We start from the raw sequence: 15477 nt of genomic DNA, 5'->3' as shown, positions 1-15477 counted from the left end.
TGAAAGCGATGGACGCGTGCACGGCATCGCATGTTACATTGAGATTCCCGCAAGTGTAAGGGTGAGGTCATGGCAGCAGGCATCCATCTGCCCGGCAGCAATGAGACGATCGATCTTCAGCAGCAGGTAGCCCGGCTACAGGCGCTGCTCGAGGCTTCGCGGCAGGTGCACTCCACCATTCGCGAAGAAGCCGTGCTCGGCGCGGTACTCCGCATCGTCGTGCGCGAGCTCGAAATGGCCGGCGCCGCGTTTCCTGGGGCTGGGCTCAGCTACGGCGACGTTCCCGATCCGGCTGAACAAACTGAAAATGGCCCGACACTTCCGCTCTATCTCCTTCAAGATCGTGAAGGCAAGCGCATGGCCGAACTGGTCGTCGCCCCACCGGATGGTCGCGAACTCACTCTTTACGAATCCGACTTCATTGAAGGCCTTGTCCTCCAGGCTGCAGTCGCGCTCGAAAACGCCCGCAATCACGAGCGCAACATGCAGTGGGCCCGCGTGCAGCAGGATCTCGACGCTGCCCGCAACATCCAGCGCTCGCTTCTCCCCCAATCGTTGCCTGAGATCGCCGGCTACTCCGTCGCCTTTCGCTCGGTCACCTGCTACGAAGTGGGGGGTGACTATCTCGACATTGTCGAGCAGCCCGATGGCAGCCTCCTGCTTGCTGTAGCGGATGTCGCCGGAAAAGGCCTGGCCTCCGCAATGATGTCCACCAGCTTCCGCGCAGCCTTCCGCGCCATGGCGATCACCGGTCTTCCTCTCGACGAACTGGCGACCCGCATGAACGAGCACCATTGGCGTGAAGGCGAAGAGGCACGCAGGCGCTACGTCACCGCAATCTTCATGCGCCTCTACCCAGACCTGGGCAAGATTGAAGTCGCCAACGCGGGCCATAATCCGGGCTTCCTCATCATGCCGGATGGAACTAGCCGGCAGTTCGAGTCCGCCGGCACACCTCTCGGGCTTCTTCCCGGTATGCACTACACCAGCGAAGAGGCCGAGTTCACGCCCGGCACCCGTCTACTCTTCTATACGGATGGTCTGACCGAGGTCTTTCGCGGCGAGGAAGAGTTTGGCCCCGAACGACTTATGGACGAATTTTCTAAATGCCCCCATGAACAGGCCGATGTTATCCTCGATTCATTGTGGACAACCATTGAGGACTTCGCCCAGGGCGGACCTCAAAGTGACGACATGACCGCACTGGCCCTGTGCCGGTGTGTGCGGGGTACGGAGATACCTGCATGAGTAACGTGAAATCCACTTCAGTGGAGGTGCGGCTGCCTTCGCAGCTCGGCTACGAAAAGGTGGCTATGAGCACCGCAGCCGCTGTGGCCAAGCTGATGGGTTTCCGCGAAGATCGCGTCGAGGATTTGAAGACTGCCGTGGCAGAGGCCTGCATCAACGCCATCGAGCACGGCAATAAATTGAACGAAGACCTCTCCGTTGGCGTAGTCCTTTCAACAGGAGCCAACGCACTTGAGGTGAAAGTGATCGACGACGGGCAGGGACTCAAAACACTTCCTCCCCGGCCCGACATCGACAAAAAGATTCACGGCGAAGAAGACCCGCGTGGCATGGGCATGTTCCTCATCCAGGCACTCGTCGATGAAGCGGAGTGGGTCAAGGGCTCCAACGGAAAGAGCAGTTATGTCAGGCTGGTTATTCGCCTGGACGTTAATGCAAACGCGGACTAAACACGACTAACATCAATACGGAGACACAAGATCGTGCAGAGCGAAACCAAAGCGCGCGTAGACCAGTTAACTTCCCCAGCCGGGCACAACGTGACCGCCCTTCGTTTCGAAGGCGACATCGCCAGCACCTCTAAGGACGCGGTCCTCGGCAGTTATCAGGCGCTCCCGAAAGACACCGCCAAGCTTGTGCTTCTTGACTTCACCAAGGTCGACTACATCAACTCAAGCGGGATCGCGCTCGTTATCCAGATGCTGATCGAGGCGGCCAACTCCGGCCAGAAGGTCTATGCCTTTGGCCTCTCGCCCCACTTCACCAAGGTCTTCACCATGGTAGGTATCACCAAATACGCCGGTCTCTTTCCGACCCAGGCCGATGCCCTCGCGGCGCTATAGGCCCCACCGCTTCTTCCAAATCACAAGTCACAGCAAAGGCCGGATCCCTTCCGGCCTTTTGCTGCATCTCTGCACCGCTTTTGCGTTTCATACTTCCGTTCAGTTCTCCCGAAGAGCCACGGCGGGATCAACCTTCAGCGCCCTTCGCGCCGGGATCCACGCCGCAACGCACGCGATGCCGACCAGCAGTCCTGGAACTGCCGTGAACGTCACAGCGTCGTAAGGGCTCACTCCAAACAATAATCCGGCCAGCACCCGCGAAACTCCCGCACAGAGAAGCACTCCCGCACCAGCTCCAATCGCGACCGGCCGCATTGCCTGCCTCACCAGCATCGACATCACATCCCGCGCGCGCGCACCCAGTGCCAGTCGCAACCCGATCTCCCCGGTCCGCCGGCTCACTCCATAGGCCACAGTCCCGTAGAGTCCAATCATCGCCAGCGACAGGGCAGCAAATCCCAAAATTCCGGCTGCTCCCGCAGTCAGTCGCGATATCGCTTGGTAAGGCCCAAGGTTCTCCTCCAGCTTTGTCACGGTTAGATTCAACGCCGGATCAATCCCTTTCCCCGACGCGATCATCGCATTCGAGACGGGCCCGTAATCACCCCTGTAATGCACCATGACCGTCTGCATCATCAATTCATCTGCGCGATCCGGCGGCATATACACAAACTTACGATCGCTGTCTCCGAGGTTTCCTACCTCTGCATCTCGTGCGACACCGATAACCTCCCACTTCGCCTTCTCCGGACCGTACTCAACAACCTTTCCCAGCGGATCCTCTCCCGGCCAGAGCGCTCGCGCCATCGCTTCACTCAGGATCATGTACTTCGCACCGCGCGCAACATCTCCCTCTGAGAAGTCTCGTCCGCGCAGAATCGGGAGATTCAACAGCGAGAAGAATCCAGGCGCAACTTCGAGATAGGGAGAAACCTGCTCCGGCTGACTGCCTGCTTTGAACACGCTAATGAAATGCCGATCGCCCAGGGGTGTCCCCAATGCCGGAACAACGCCATCGATACCGGGCACTGCCCTCAGCTTCTCCGACAGAGATGAATTGAATGCCCTCGCCTCGGCCTTGGAATAGCCCACGCGCCCCAGATCGTAATGCAGCACCGCGACATTTTGCATCGTGAACCCTGGATCGACCGTTTGCGATCGCAGAAGCGCCCTCACCAGCAGCCCAGACGCAAGCAGCAGAACCATGCAGAGCGCCACCTGTCCGCCAACCAGCACACCTCGGCCGGCTCTCTGCGAACCCGCCGTCAATCCAGCGCCCTCCCGCTTCAAGAGCGTATTCAGATCAGGACGCGTTGCGCGCAGTGCCGGCAGCAGCCCAAATGCGACACCCGTCAGCACCGTCACCCCCAACGCATATCCAACAACACGCCAGTCTGCGTGGATCTCCAGGTGAATCGGCGGCGCTTCCGCTGGCAGATGCGCCAGCACAAAGCCGAAGAGAGCCGCACCTGACCAGCACGCAACGACGGCTCCAAGCACCCCTCCCATTGCAGCCAGAAGGAGCGCCTCCGTCACCAGTTGACGCACCACCCTGCTCCGAGATGCCCCTAATGCCAGCCGCATTGCGATCTCCTTGCTCCGGGCAATCGCTCGAGCCAGCATCAGGTTTGCAAGGTTCGCGCAAGCAATCAGCAGCACCATGCCCACTGCGATCAGCAGCACAGCTCCCGCACCCATCAGTGCTTTGCGCTTGTTCGGCGCGCCCAGCATTGTCGCTTCAGATGTGGTGAGCACAGTAGACCTCTTCGGCTCCTGATGATCGATCGCCTTCGCAATCACGGCCAGATTCGCCTGCACCTCGCCCGTCGATACGCCATCACGCCGGCGGCCCACCAATTCGAGCCAGCTGATCTGGTTACTGGTGAAATCGATGTCCCTCATCACTCCGCTAAGCTGCTTCATCATCGGCAGCGGAGCCCAGAACGAAGCCTCCACCATGTCTGTCCCCGAAAAACCAGGCGCAGCCACGCCAACCACCGTCACCGGCACGCGATTGACCTTGATCGTGCGGCCCAAAATTGATGGGTCTGCTCCAAACTCCCGGCGCCAGAAGGCATCGCTTAGCACCACCACGTTCGGTGCTCCCGCACCGGTGCATTCGGCCGCTGCGAATCCGCGGCCCAGTTCCATCGCCGGCTGCAGCACGTTGAAGTAGTTGCATGACACCGCCTGCACCTGCGTCTCCCGTGCGTCGTCGTTGACTACCGCGCCCAGTTCCGGGTGATAAGCCGCCAGCCCGGAAAACACACGGTTGCTGTCTCGATACCTCTCGTACTCCGATAACGAGAACCGATACTTGCCGCTGATGTAAGCGCGCTTGTCCACCCCGCTCAACTGCTGATACATGCTCACCAGTTCGCCGGAGTGCGGCATCGGCAGTGGACGCAACAAAAGGCTATTCAAGATCGAGAAGATGCTTCCGTTGATCCCAACTCCCATCGCAATCGTGATCACCGAGACCAGAACGAACCCCGGCTGCCCCTTCAGCGTCCGCGCCGCGAATCGCAGATCCTGCCAAACCTGCCGCAGCAGAATTCCGGCCGACACCGACCGCACCGCCTCCTTCACACTCTCAGCGCTGCCCAATTCAACTCTTGCCGCCCTGCGCGCCGCTTCCCGCGGCATCCCTGCCGCAACCTTCTCTTCCGTCAACATCTCGACATAGGACTCGATCTCTTCACCCAGATCTTCTTCCACCGCGCGCCTGCGGAACAGGTTCCGCCACAGCCATCCAACTCGATTCATCCTGCCTCTCCTCTCGCCGACCCGAGAGATACCCGACCCCGCCTAGCTCTCAAGCGCACACTGGATCGCGACCGAAATCCGGTCCCACTCCGACTTCTCCGCTCCAAGCTGCGCCTTCCCCGCCTTCGTCAACTCATAGAACTTCGCCTTGCGGTTGTTCTCTGACTCACCCCATCTGGAGCTCAGCCAGCCCGCCTCCTCCATCCGGTGCAATGCGGGAAACAGTGATCCTGGCTTCACCGCGAACGTTCCCCGCGTCATCTGTTCGACCCGCCTCGATATGCCTAAACCGTGCAATTCTCCTAATGCCAGCGCCTTCAGAATCAGAAGATCCAGCGTCCCCTGCAAGAGATTGCTGCGTTGCTGCCTGCCCATCCAGTCCCGCTCCTATAGAAGTTCGATAGGAGCGTACCGCCGTCTCCTATAGAACGTCAATACGAGAGTGACGAGCTGCAGGTTCCTCCAAATTCGGGCCCAAAGAGTAAGAGCGCACCGGCTAAGCCGATGCGCTCCTGATCCACCCTTAACCGAGAACTAGTCGCCCGCCTTCGACTCCAGCGCGCCAATATCTGCCCTGTTCAAGTTGCTGTGGTGTCTCGCGTAGACGAAGTACACCACCAGCCCGATCACCATCCAGCTGCCCGCCGCGATCTTCGACGTGGCATCGACGGAGATGATCATCGCCAGGCAGAACAGAGCTCCCATGATGGAGACGAAGGGAACCGCGCGGACGCGGAACGGACGCGGCTGCTGCGGATTCTTCTTGCGCATGATCCACACGCCGATGCACACCAGCACGAACGCAAAGAGCGTACCGAGGTTCGTCATGTTTCCCGTGATGTCGCCCGGCAGAAAGCCGCCCAGCAGCGCAACGAAGACATACAGGACCATGTTGCACTTCCATGGCGTCCGAAACTTAGGATGCACCTCGGCAAACAGCTTCGGCAGCAACCCATCCTTCGACATGGAGAAGAACACGCGGCTCTGTCCCAGCAGCATCACCAGCATCACCGAGGTGAAGCCCGCCAGGATCGCCACCGAAACCAGCGTCGATAGCCATCCATAACCCGGCATGTACGTGTGAATCGCGTACGAGACAGAAGCCTCCATGCCCTTGTTCGGATCGATAAAGTCCAGTACCGGCGCGATTCCCGTCAGCACCCAGCTGAAAAGGATGTACAGGAACGTGCAAACGGCCAGCGAGCCGAGAATTCCGATGGGCATGTTCTTGCCCGGATTGATCGTCTCCTGCGCCGCCGTGGACACCGCGTCAAAGCCAATAAACGCAAAGAACACCACCCCTGCTCCCCCCAGCACACCGCCCCACCCGTGCTGGAACATGCCCTGGTGCAGCGAGTCCTGCGCCAGTACGAACGGTGTGTGATTCGCAGGATTGATGAAGTGCCAGCCGATCGCAATGATCATCAGCACGATCGTGACCTTGATGCCCACAATGATCGCGTTTACCGTTGCCGACTCCGAGATGCCCTTGATCAACAGCAGCGTCATCACGGCCAGAATGATCAGCGCCGGGACATTCACCACGCCGTGGATTCCACCCGGACCGGACTGCAGCGGAGAATGCCTGAATTGCCACGGAATCAAATTCGGGAAGAGGTTATTGAAATACTCCGTCCAGTAGATGGACAGTGTTGCGGCTCCCAATCCGTACTCCAGGATCAGCGCCCACCCGATCACCCAGGCCACCAGCTCGCCCATCGTTACATATGCGTACGTGTAGGCACTCCCGGCAATCGGAATCATCGCCGCGAACTCGGCATAGCAAAGCCCCGCAAAGGCGCAGCCGATCGCCGCGATGATGAAAGAGAGCGTTACGCCAGGTCCCGCGTTCTGCGCCGCGGCTGCAGGGGTTCGCGCGAACAGACCGGCACCGATGATCGCGCCGATTCCCAAGGCAATGAGGCCGGGCCAGCCCAACGTGCGCTTCAGCCCTCCTTCGTCCAGTTGTTTCAATAAGGTGGCTAGGGGTTTAGTGCGAAAGAGGCTCATGTTAGTCCCAAAGTCTATCAGACCAAAGGAACAACCCTCTATTCCTTACGCAATCCTCACTTTGTTGTGCTGTGTCCGCAGTTCAACGCCCTTAGGACTGATCCCCGAATCTGGAGTTGGTCACAATAGGCCTGGCCCAGAGGCCTACGCTCAGCACGCACCCGAAGGTCAGATAGAGCGCCATCATGCCCCAGCGCAGCCCGACGGCATCGCCAATCTTCCCGATGACCAGTGGTACCACCGCGCCGCCAACGATGCCTGTACACAGAATGCCGGCGAACGAGCCGTGGTGTTCCTTGACGGAGTTCAGTCCCAGGGAGATGACGGTGGGCCACATGATCGAGGCGAAAAAGCCGATAGCTGGGAAGGCATATCGAGAAACCGTGGCCGGGCCGAAGAGAGCAGCGGTCAAGGCCGCCAGCGCGCAAACCGCAAACCCCAGCAGCACTCTTCGGCTGTCGAAGACCTTGAGCAGCGCCATGCCCAGGAAGCATCCTGCCGTCATCATTCCCCAGAACCACGACACCGCACTCGCCCCGACTGTATGAGGATCGAACCCGTGATACTGCATGAGGAATTTCGAAATCCAGTCGGCTGTGCCCTGCTCAGAGCCGACGTAGGCGAAGATGCATCCGAAGTAGGCCCAGACCATCCCGCGGCGCAGCATGGCGGCGTAGGTTTCCGCTTTGCCGGCCTGTTCATCTTCAGTGCGCTGGATGCGAGGAAAGCGAATTGCGAAGAGCAGCACCGCCACCGCGGCGGACACCACGGCAAAGATCCAGTAAATCGATACCCAGCGCATCTCGGCTGGCGTGATGCGCGCAAAGAGACTCAGGAACGCGCCGGCGCCCGGCGAAACGTTGCTGACCATATACGCGTAGATCAGCGGACTGATGAAGGAGGCCGCCCCAAACACAAACTGCGCAGTGGCCTCATTGAAGGCGAAGTGCTCTTCGCCTCCCGCTACCCGGAGCAGCGGATTAATGGCCACCTGTAACATGGCCATGCCCGCGCCAATTGTGAAGAGGGAAAAGATCGCCATGGCGTAGGTCGGATGCATTGCGAAGCAGAGAGCCCCCGCGAGCGCCGCGATGAATGAGGCGATCATGACCGGCTTTTCGGTGAAGCGGTCGACGAGAAACCCTGCAGGAATCGACAGCACCCCGTAGGCGAGGAAGAAGGAGAACGGCAGGAACGCCGCGGCGGCGAGGCTCACATGAAAGCTGTCGATGATATCGGGGATGATCGGCCCAAGGATGTTGGTCAGAAACGAAAGGACAAAAAACATCAGAAAGACGACGCCGACCATAAGCCGGCTTCTGTTGCCTGCACGCTCGGCCATCGATCACTCCACCGCTGTGACTTTCGTTGCACGCTCGAACTTCCCGGCTTCGCGGCCAGACAGCGCCGCCAGGGCGAGCGTCATCATCTGCGCAGGCAATATCTCGACAAGGGTCCGCGACGCTTCCGGAACAGCGGGAATGCGGCATGCTCCCGCCGCGTCCTCGGCGAACAGTAATGCTCGAGCAGTGGTGCCCGCGACGTCTCTGACCAGCCGCTCATTCAACTCACGTGTCTTTGCACCGCCGGCAAAAACGCCGACGAAGATCCCCTCCTTGAGCATTTCGAAGGGGCCATGACGGAAAGCGGCACTGCTCATTCCCTCAGCGTGGAAGTGTGTCGACTCCTTGATGGTCAACGCTCCGGTCTGAGCGGTCGCCAGCGATTCGCCCCGGGCTACGAGGAATACATCGCGCACTCCGCGCAGCATCTCGATCAACTCATCGACGCGACGGCTCCATCCGCTCAGATAGTCGCTGAAGACCTGCGCAGCGGATTCCAACTGCCGCAAGCGGACGGCTGCGTCAGCACCGCTCAATGCAGCGCCAAGCATCCTCAGAGCCATCTGCGTGGTCACATACGTCTTGCAGGAGACGGTGTACTCATCTCCAGCGGCGATCATGACCGCAAAATCGCATTCGCGAGCCAGAGGGCTGTCGGCCCCGTTGGTTACGCCAATCACTTTCGCGCGCCGCGCGTTCAACTCCAGCAGCCGGATGGTTTCGGCGCTCTTACCCGACTGCGAGATAGCGACGACGAGGGTGGAAGGGCACAGCAGTTCCGGATAGTAATGGATCAGCTCCGATGTCTCGATCATCATCGGAGTCCACCCGGCCGCTGCGAGTTCTATCGTGAGCGGATGCAGCCCGAAGAATGAACCACCCATGCCAGTCAGGACGATGCGCTTGAAACGATCGCGCCCGCACTCGCGAGCGATCTTGTCCAGCGAGACAGCTTCGCGCAGCGCACTCCAGGTACCTCGCAGCGCCTCGGGCTGGTTCATCAAATCGGTGAAATACCGACCCTGAATCACATCTTTACTCGATGCCACTCGATTCTCCTCGATCGCGGCCCTCAGAATACGCCATCTTCGAGGTTACGGCTCTGACAGGGCAAATCGGAGCGCGGTGGTATGCTCCGGTTCATGCCTTCCAAACGTGCCGGTGTCTTCGTCGCGATTCTGCTCGTCTTCTCGTCCGCTGCAGCTTGGGCGCGGGTTACGCGCGTGGAGATCACATTGCGGCAGGATGTGCTGGGCGGCCAGAGCTTCGGCGATGCAGGGCCGTACGAACGCATCCAGGGGACTGTCTACTTCTCACTCGCAGTCGATAATCCACACAACGCCCGGATTGTGGATCTCAGAAATGCTGTGAATCTGCACGACGGTGAAGTCGAGTTCTCTGCAGACTTCATCGCCATCCGGCCCAAAGATCCGAAGCGTGGGAACGGATCGATGCTGCTCGAGAATCCCAATCGTGGCCGCAGCCGCATCATCTCGCTCGTGGATGGAGGCGACTGGAATGTCGACAAAGACGCCGGCGACGGGTGGCTTCTTCGCCAGGGGTTCACCATCGTGAGCCTCGGCTGGCAGTGGGACGCCGCCGGCAACCACGCGCTTCACTTCCATGCACCCATCGCGAAGGACCACGGCAAGACGATTACTGGACTCCTCCGCGGCGACCTGATGCTTTCAAGACCGACGGACGAGATTCCGCTCGGTCATCTCATTCTCGGCAACATCGGCGGCACAGAATATCCCGTGAGCGCGCCCGATGACCCGCGCAACACACTCACCGTGCGGGACTCCCGCAATGCGCCGCGCACCGTTATTCCGCGAACGCAGTGGCAGTTTGCCCACGCGGTAGACGGCAAGCTCACTCCGAGCGATCGCCAAATCCATCTGAACGGCGGTTTTCAGCCGGGTCGGATCTACGAATATATCTATGTCGCCTCCGATCCCGTGGTGGCCGGCGGCGGGTTCGCCGCGTTTCGAGACTTTGCTTCTTATGCCAAGCACAATCCGGATGCCGTCACACCCGCTCAACGTGTGATCGCCGAGGGTATTTCGCAGAATGGGCGCTTTCTTCGCGACTTTTTGTATCAGGGGTTCAACGCAGACGAAGAGGGGCGCATGGCTCTCGACGGGGTCCTCGCCCATGTCGCCGGCGCCGGTCGAGGTCACTTCAACTACCGCTTCGCTCAGCCCTCGCGCGACGCGCAGCCTACCTCGTCCGTCGACTACCCGGTCGACATCTTTCCGTTCACCGATCGACCCGAGACTGATCCTCTTACCCACAAAACAGCAGGCCTCCTCGACCGCGCTCGCGCCGAAAACGTTGCTCCCAAAATCTTCTTCTCCAACACCTCCTACGAGTATTGGGGCCGCGCAGCCGCACTGATCCACGTCGACGCCCACGGCAGGCGCGACGCGCAGATCTCCGACAACGTCCGCATCTATCACTTCACCGGGCTGCAGCACTTCTCCGGTCCCTTCCCTCCTGCAAAGGGAACGGGCGATCTCGATGGGCAGGAGCCGCAGACGCCGCTGCCAGTCCGCTACTTCTGGCGTTCGATGATCGCGAATATGGATGCGTGGATTCGCAGCGGGACGACGCCGCCACCGAGCAGCTACCCGCATCTCTCGGATGGGACCCTGGTACCGCTCGCGCAGTACGCGTTCCCGCATTTGCCGGGAGTAAACACGCCGCACGAGGCCAACGCGGGACAGCGGCTCGACTTCGGCCCACAGTGGAGCAGCGGCATCGTGGCCTTTCAGCCGCCGCGCGTCGGCCCCGCATTTCCCGTACTCGTTCCTCAAGTCAACGCCGACGGTAACGAGCGCGATGGAGTCCGCTTGCCCGAAATCACGGTTCCGCTCGCAACCATCACCGGATGGAATCTGCGCGATCCATCCATCGGCGCGCCCACCGAACGGGTCTCTTTCGAAGGCTCCTTCATCCCCTTCGCCAAAACCGCCGAGGATCGCAAGCGCACCAACGACCCGCGCCCGTCGGTTGCGGAGCGATACACGAGCGAGGCCGACTACCTGGCCCGCTACACAAAGGAACTCGATGCGCTGATCAAGGAAAGATGGATCCTGCCTGAAGACCGCGACGCCATGCTCGCCCGCGCCAAACAGGAGTGGGCAGAAGCCACCAGGTGACAGTAACCGTGAACTATTGAGCCGACGACCAGAAACTGCTCACTGGCAACTGCCTTACAATCTCCGGTATGAACCTGGAAGCGATTCAATCCGCGCTGCGCGATGCGAACCTCGACGGCTGGCTTTTCTATGATCACCACCACCGCGATCCCATCGGCGAGAGCATCCTTGGCCTCGATCCCAAAGCGCATATCACCCGGCGCTGGTACTACTTCATCCCCTCTACCGGGGAGCCGCGCAAGCTGATGCATCGCATCGAGCAGGGCAGGCTGGACTCGCTGCCGGGCTCCAAGGGGCTTTACTCAAGCTGGCAGGAGCTGCGCACCGGGCTCAAAGCCATGCTCTCCGGTTTCCGCCGCATCGCCATGCAGTACTCGCCGAACAACGACATCATGTATGTCTCGATGGCCGACGCCGGCACCGTTGAATTCCTCCGCTCCCTCGGCAAGCACATCGTCAGTTCCGCCGACCTCGTCAGCCAGTTCGAAGCCGTCCTCACCGAGCGCCAGATCAAGTCGCACTCTGTCGCACAGCAGGTCATCGACGCCATTCTCGAAGAGGCATGGCACGAGATCGCCCGTCGTCTTCGCCCCGTCACCTGCAACCCTGGGCGGGTCACCGAATTCGACATGGTTCAGTGGCTTTCAGAAGCGATGAAGCGAGGCGGCCTCGTCTGGGAGAACGGCCCCAACGTGAGCGTGAATGCAAACTGCTCCGACTCGCATTACGAGCCCACATCCGAGCGCACATCTGAGATCAAGCAGGGCGACTTCCTGCTGATCGATCTTTGGGGCCGGACCGATGAGGCGGACAGCATCTTCTACGACATCACCTGGACCGGAGTCGTCGGCCGGGAGCCATCTGACCGCGAGCAACAAGTCTTTGAAACTGTCCGCAACGCGCGTGACGCAGCCATCAGCGCGGTAAGCACCGCGTTTTCGGAGAACCGCGCCATCTGCGGCTTCGAGGCCGATGACGCCGCACGCAACGTCATCCGCGCCGCCGGATTTGCGGAATACTTCACCCATCGTACGGGCCACAACATCGCCCATGAAATCCACGGTCCCGGAGCGCATCTCGACAACCTCGAGACCCACGACGAGCGCCGTATTCTCCCGAACACCTGCTTCTCGGTCGAACCCGGCATCTACCTCCCCGAGTTCGGCATCCGCAGCGAAATCGACATGCTCACCGCTCCAGGTAAAGCATGGGTTACCGGCAACATCCAGCGCGAGCTCGTAAGAATTTAATACCGAGCTCCCGGAAATGATGCTGCCATGCTGAGCTCACGAGCCCCAGGCTGAGAACCGGCGGATCTCCCAATCCGCCGGCGTTCACCATCAACTCACCAGCGCGAGATCTTCAGATCGTCCACGTAGATCGTCGACGACCCGCTGGTCCCCAGCCCATTTACCTGGAAGTTAGCCACCAGCGCTCCCAACGCCCATCCCAGCGAAAAGTCTGACATCACTGTCTGGTTGATCGGCTGCTCCTGCCCGTCGAACCAGACGGAGTGATACGTCACATTGCCCAGATCGTCGCGCGATAGGCTGATTTGGATGTGGTGCCAGGCATTGCGCGTCCAGTTCGCCGGATTGCATGGCGCCGTCGACTTCAGCCAATGCGCCCGCGTTTGATCGACGGTACCCGCATTTTCCGTGTACTCCCAGAATCCGGAATACCCGGAACACTGGAAGCCATAGATAATCGTGTGGCCGTTGCGGGTCACCTGGTTGTTGTCCAATTCCAGATTGCTGAGGACACTGCCGGCTGCAAGCCACACGTTCACGTCATAGACAAAATTTGTCGAATCCGTGTCGTTGCCGTAGGTATTCGAGTAGAGAATGCCGCCCGCGTCCGTAAACGCCGTGTAGTACTTTACCGATTGCCCGCTGAGCGTCGGATCGCTCACCACCGCCATCGATCCAGTCGCTGTGCCCGGAGTCGCCGGGTCGTGTTTGATGCGCCAGTTAGGCAGCAGGTCTATCTGCTCCTGCACAGTCGCGTATAACGGGATTTGCGGTCCCTTGGGGATCGAGATCGTGTAACTCGCCTGCGACACTCCGCTGTTCGTATATCCAGTTGCGGCAGAGATTGCACTGAGCGCGGTCGTTTTTGAGATCGAGACTGGCCCCGTGTAGAGCAGCGACGTCGGCCTCGGCGTGGACCGGTCGATCGTGTAGTAGATCTTCGCGCCGGCTGTCGAGGAAGAGATCGAAACAGTCTGGCTGCTGTTATACGTCCCCGACGGCAGAGAGAAAGAAGGCGCTGCGGCCATCGGCTGAATGACGTTGATGCTCAACAGCACCTGATCGTTCACCTGCTGTCCCCAGCACTTGACGTGCAATACATGTGCGCCAGGAGCCGCCGAAACGGACGCCGTGAAGGCCGTCGGCTCGATGGTAGCCGTTGCGCTGTCGATCGAATAACCCATTGATACTGCTGGCTTCGAAGCGCATGTCCTGGTGCTGGCAGTCAGAGTGAAAGGCGACGTGAGCGTCGCGCCGTTCCCGGGCGTCGCAATGGTGATGTCGGAAACAGAAGCAGCCAGCACAGTGATGCTGAGCAATTTTTCATCATGCGTATTCTTGCCCCAGCACTTTACGTGCAGCACATGCGCACCCGCTGCGGCTGATACCTTTGCCGAAAATGACGTAGGCTCGATCACGGCCGTTCCGCTGTCGATCGAGTAGCCCATCGATACGGCAGGGACTCCCGCGCACGTAGTCGTGCTCGCCGTCACCGTGAATGGCGAGGTTATTTGAGCTCCATTGGAAGGCGTTGAAACAGTGATGGCTTGGCTGGCAGGCACGGTCCATGCGACGAGCGCCATTGCAGCAGACAGTAACTTCCTCATGCTTAATCCCCTGGTGAAACGGCGACGACGCGCCGGTGCAACAGTGGGGAGAAGTCACTGTCGGTTTATACGATCACTTCAGCTGAGGCGCACTGTCTTTCGGGCCTTCCTGCGCTGGATCTGAAGGACGGAGCAGCAACTCCTTTATCAAGAGCTCCTGATCCTGACGAACTGTATCTAGATCCGTGGAATAGTGAAGCAATTTTTTGAAGTGCTTGACCTAATCTCGCCCGGAATCCATCAACGTTCTGTGACGTCGCTCACTCAGTAGCGCTCCGATCAGCCAAGCCACGGTTCTGCTATCCTCCCCGCAAGGAGCCTTCCCCATGCCCGCCGACTTTCCTTACGAAACCCGACTGAACATCCTGCATGGCCCTCTCGAGGTCATCGACATCAACGTTCCCGACGCGAAGAACTACAAATGGTTCAACCAGACCCTCTGCAAGGTGAACGAGTCCGTTGTCCGCGTCGGCATCATTGAAGGCGAGTACCACTGGCACAAGCACGACAACGACGACGAATTCTTCCTTACGGTCGAAGGCCAACTTCTCATCGACCTCGAAGGCAGAACGGTAGAGCTGAATCCTGGACAGGGCATGGTCGTTCCGCGCGGAGTGGTTCACCGCACCCGCGCCCCAAAACGCACCGTGATTCTCATGGTCGAAAACGCGGGCATAATCCCCACTGGGAACTGAGGCAGTCTGCTGCGCGTAGGTCTTTGAAGAACATCTTTTCCCGCGAGGTCAACTTTGAAGAGCTTCGTCCTCCTCGTTCTGACGTTCACAGTCCCTCTTCCGTTCGCCTATGCCCAGAATTCGCAGGGGCTTCCTCCGACCGATCCGTTGTACAAAACAGTCGTCGGTCTGGATACCGAACTCTTCGACGCCTACAACAACTGTCAGCTCGACAAGCTAGGTTCTCTGGTATCGGAAGATCTGGAGTTCTATCACGACAAAACCGGCCTCGCTGTCGGCAGGCAGACGTTCATCCAGGCCACCAAAAACAACATCTGCGGTAAGGTCCATCGAGAGCTCGTACCCGGCTCACTCGAGATTTATCCGATGGAGGGGTTCGGCGCGGTGGAGATCGGCATCCATAGGTTCACTCACCCTGATGATCCGCGCAATCTCGGAGAGGCAAAATTCATTACGCTCTGGCAGCATAAAGATGGCTCATGGAAGATGACACGCGCGATCAGCTTTGACCACCATCCTGCAAATCCCTGAACCGAATCACCCTGCTCGTTGCGA

Annotated in this window: 13 protein-coding genes; 7 read left to right on the top strand and 6 right to left on the bottom strand. The window is 59.6% G+C overall.

The genetic code is table 11. The features are described 5' to 3' along the window. Nucleotides 1–69 precede the first annotated feature (69 nt). From DHV10_RS15620 to DHV10_RS15610, 3 genes are read left to right on the top strand one after another with little or no spacing between them, the layout of a single operon-like run. A complete protein-coding gene (locus DHV10_RS15620) occupies nt 70–1248 on the top strand; it encodes a PP2C family protein-serine/threonine phosphatase (RefSeq protein WP_109487322.1) in 1179 nt (392 codons plus the stop codon). After that, on the top strand, nt 1245–1697 hold the full coding sequence (locus DHV10_RS15615; protein WP_109487321.1) for an ATP-binding protein: 453 nt from the start codon (nt 1245–1247) through the stop codon (nt 1695–1697). The genes DHV10_RS15620 and DHV10_RS15615 overlap by 4 nt, the downstream gene beginning before the upstream one ends. A 33-nt stretch (nt 1698–1730) precedes the next feature. Next, a complete protein-coding gene (locus DHV10_RS15610) occupies nt 1731–2090 on the top strand; it encodes an STAS domain-containing protein (protein ID WP_109487320.1) in 360 nt (119 codons plus the stop codon). 99 nt (nt 2091–2189) lie between these two features. On the opposite strand, the gene DHV10_RS15605 is transcribed toward DHV10_RS15610, so the two are convergent. The 5 genes from DHV10_RS15605 to DHV10_RS15585 form a co-directional block, all read right to left on the bottom strand. Next, nucleotides 2190–4856, bottom strand: coding sequence for an ABC transporter permease (locus tag DHV10_RS15605; RefSeq protein WP_109487319.1), 2667 nt, complete (start codon nt 4854–4856; stop codon nt 2190–2192). A gap of 42 nt (nt 4857–4898) precedes the next feature. Then, nucleotides 4899–5231: a PadR family transcriptional regulator gene (locus DHV10_RS15600; RefSeq protein WP_109487318.1), complete on the bottom strand. Its 333-nt coding sequence runs from the start codon at nt 5229–5231 to the stop codon at nt 4899–4901. 159 nt (nt 5232–5390) lie between these two features. After that, nucleotides 5391–6866: an APC family permease gene (locus DHV10_RS15595; protein WP_109487317.1), complete on the bottom strand. Its 1476-nt coding sequence runs from the start codon at nt 6864–6866 to the stop codon at nt 5391–5393. A gap of 91 nt (nt 6867–6957) precedes the next feature. Continuing rightward, a complete protein-coding gene (locus DHV10_RS15590) occupies nt 6958–8208 on the bottom strand; it encodes an MFS transporter (protein ID WP_109487316.1) in 1251 nt (416 codons plus the stop codon). 3 nt (nt 8209–8211) lie between these two features. After that, nucleotides 8212–9258: an SIS domain-containing protein gene (locus DHV10_RS15585; protein ID WP_109487315.1), complete on the bottom strand. Its 1047-nt coding sequence runs from the start codon at nt 9256–9258 to the stop codon at nt 8212–8214. An 81-nt stretch (nt 9259–9339) separates the two neighbouring features. Here DHV10_RS15585 and DHV10_RS15580 point away from each other — a divergent pair, with 81 nt between their 5' ends. After that, nucleotides 9340–11370: an alpha/beta hydrolase domain-containing protein gene (locus DHV10_RS15580; protein ID WP_239461776.1), complete on the top strand. Its 2031-nt coding sequence runs from the start codon at nt 9340–9342 to the stop codon at nt 11368–11370. A 68-nt stretch (nt 11371–11438) separates the two neighbouring features. Then, a complete protein-coding gene (locus DHV10_RS15575) occupies nt 11439–12620 on the top strand; it encodes a M24 family metallopeptidase (RefSeq protein ID WP_109487314.1) in 1182 nt (393 codons plus the stop codon). A 95-nt stretch (nt 12621–12715) separates the two neighbouring features. On the opposite strand, the gene DHV10_RS15570 is transcribed toward DHV10_RS15575, so the two are convergent. Continuing rightward, nucleotides 12716–14227 (bottom strand): chitobiase/beta-hexosaminidase C-terminal domain-containing protein, encoded by a 1512-nt coding sequence (locus DHV10_RS15570; RefSeq protein ID WP_109487313.1) that lies wholly within the window; start codon nt 14225–14227, stop codon nt 12716–12718. Between the two features lie 326 nt (nt 14228–14553). On the opposite strand from DHV10_RS15570, the gene DHV10_RS15565 reads away from it, so the two are divergent. Together DHV10_RS15565 and DHV10_RS15560 are read left to right on the top strand one after the other, a co-directional pair. Beyond that, nucleotides 14554–14922 carry a cupin domain-containing protein gene (locus tag DHV10_RS15565; RefSeq protein WP_109487312.1) on the top strand — a complete coding sequence of 123 codons (369 nt, stop codon included), beginning with the start codon at nt 14554–14556 and terminating at the stop codon, nt 14920–14922. 54 nt (nt 14923–14976) lie between these two features. Further along, entirely contained in the window at nt 14977–15453 is a 477-nt protein-coding gene (locus tag DHV10_RS15560) for a nuclear transport factor 2 family protein (protein ID WP_239461773.1), read from the top strand. Nucleotides 15454–15477 lie beyond the last annotated feature (24 nt).

The sequence above is a fragment of the Occallatibacter savannae genome (assembly GCF_003131205.1).
GTDB lineage: Bacteria > Acidobacteriota > Terriglobia > Terriglobales > Acidobacteriaceae > Telmatobacter > Telmatobacter savannae.
The sequence above is the reverse complement of the archived record's forward strand: the minus strand, read 5'-3'. Positions and strand labels throughout refer to the sequence as shown.